The organism is Streptomyces sp. NH27 (assembly GCF_056859195.1).
Genome location: NZ_JACEGK010000855.1, coordinates 1 through 1,863, shown reverse-complemented (window position 1 = coordinate 1,863; position 1,863 = coordinate 1). Strand labels below are relative to the sequence as shown.

The window sequence follows — 1,863 nt, the reverse complement described above, 5'->3', positions numbered from 1 at the left end:
GGCCAGGGCGGTCACGCCGTGCCCGGCCAGCACCCGAACCGCGTCGGCCGGGTCCGGTGTGGTGACGGCGAGCCGCCCGCGGGTGCCGGCCGACAGCTCGGCGACGGGCCCCTGCGTGATCAGCCGGCCGCGGGCCATCACGGCGGCGTGTGTGCAGACCTGCTCGATCTCGTCCAGCAGGTGCGAGGAGAGGAAGACGGTCGTGCCGTCGGCGGCCAACTCCCTGACCAGGGCGCGGATCTCCCGCATGCCCTGCGGGTCGAGGCCGTTCGTCGGCTCGTCCAGCACCAGCAGGTCGCGCGGCTGGAGCAGCGCCGCGGCCAGGCCGAGGCGCTGCTTCATGCCGAGCGAGTACTGCTTCGCCTTCTTCCCCGCGGCCGCGGCCAGCCCCACCCGGTCCAGGGCGGTGCCGACCCGGGCGCGGCGGGTGCGCGGGTCGGCGGTCGGGTCGGCCGCGTCGTACCGCAGCAGGTTGTCGCGGCCGGACAGGAAGCCGTACAGCGCCGGGCCCTCGATGAGCGCGCCGACCCGGGGCAGCACCGAGCGGGCCGAGCGCGGCATCGGGCGGCCCAGCACCCGGGCGGTGCCCGCGGTCGGCTCGATCAGGCCCATCAGCATCCGGATCGTGGTGGTCTTGCCCGAGCCGTTCGGCCCGAGGAAGCCGAAGACGCTGCCGCGCGGCACCCGCAGGTCGAGGCCGTCGACCGCGAGGGTGCCGCGGTACCGCTTGGCGAGGCCGCGGGTCTCGATCACGACCTCGCCCCGCGCCGCCGCGTCGGCAGGCTCCGCCATCACGCTCCTCGCTCCCTCGCTCCCTGGTTCCCCCGGTCGGCTGCCCGTCCGGCCTTGCCGCACGCGCTACTTCGCGCCGTCGGCCGCCGCGGTCAGCGCGGACTGGGTGACCGCACCGACGTAGAGCTTGCCCTTGTCGGTGAGGAGCACGTTCACCAGGCGGGTGTGGAAGACCGTGCCGGTGCCGAAGGAGCCGGTGACCTTGGTGCCGTAGCTGTTGAGCAGCGACTGCGGGTCGCCGCCGCCGTGGCCCGAACCGGACGTGCCGTCCGCGCCGAAGTCCGCGCCGCCGCCCGCCGCTGCCGTGCCCGTCTTCGCCTTGCCCGCCGACGCCAGGCCGCCGGTGTCGATCACCGCGATGGAGTCCCAGCCGGTGCCGAGTACGGTCGGCCCGGAGGTGTCGGGCGCGGCGTTCCGCGAACCGTCGCCGACGTCGCCGGGACGCGCGTCGGACGTCTTGCCCTCGGTCACCTTCACACCCTTGGGCGGGCTGAACGAGAAGGTGCTCGCGGCCGGCCGGCCGAATCCGACCTTGGTGAAGCCGATGTCGAAGACGGCCTTGCCGCCGCCCTTCGGGAGCAGGGTGAACTTCAGCGGCACCCCGGTGGAGGAGTCGACCGCGATCCGGATCTCCCCGACCGTGGTGCGGCCGGCGTGCTCGGGCGTGACCACCAACTCGTACGTGCTGCGGCCGGCCACCCGGGCGGTGCCGTCGACCGTGATCGAGGCGATGCCCCGCGCCGCCTTCAGCACCTGCTCGGCGGCGGCCTGCGGGGTGGTCGGCACGCCCTCGGGCAGCTGCGAGCGGTGCGCGTCCGGCGAGGCCGCGGGCAGGGTCGAGTGGTACGCCTGGTTCGACGCGCTGTCGTACGCCCACAGTTGGCCGCCGTTGTGGATGACGCTGTACTCGGCGGCGGGCTCGATGACCGAGACCTTCTGCCGGTCCGGGCCGTCGATCGCGACGTGCAGCTGGTGGGTGCCGGCGAGGAGTTGGGTGAGCTGGGTCTGCGGCGCCGCCGAGGACGCACCGCCCTTGCCGGCCCCGCCCGCACCCGACAGCAGGCTCCCGGC

2 protein-coding genes are annotated in these 1,863 nt (G+C 74.9%); both read right to left on the bottom strand.

Annotation, left to right across the window (positions count from 1 at the left end):
• Window positions 1-792: ABC transporter ATP-binding protein (locus tag AC13HU_RS36520; protein ID WP_483046299.1), on the bottom strand; the 792-nt coding region annotated here is incomplete at its 3' end.
• Between the two features lie 66 nt (window positions 793-858).
• On the bottom strand, window positions 859-1,863 hold a 1,005-nt coding region (locus tag AC13HU_RS36515; protein WP_483046298.1), incomplete at its 5' end, for a LolA family protein.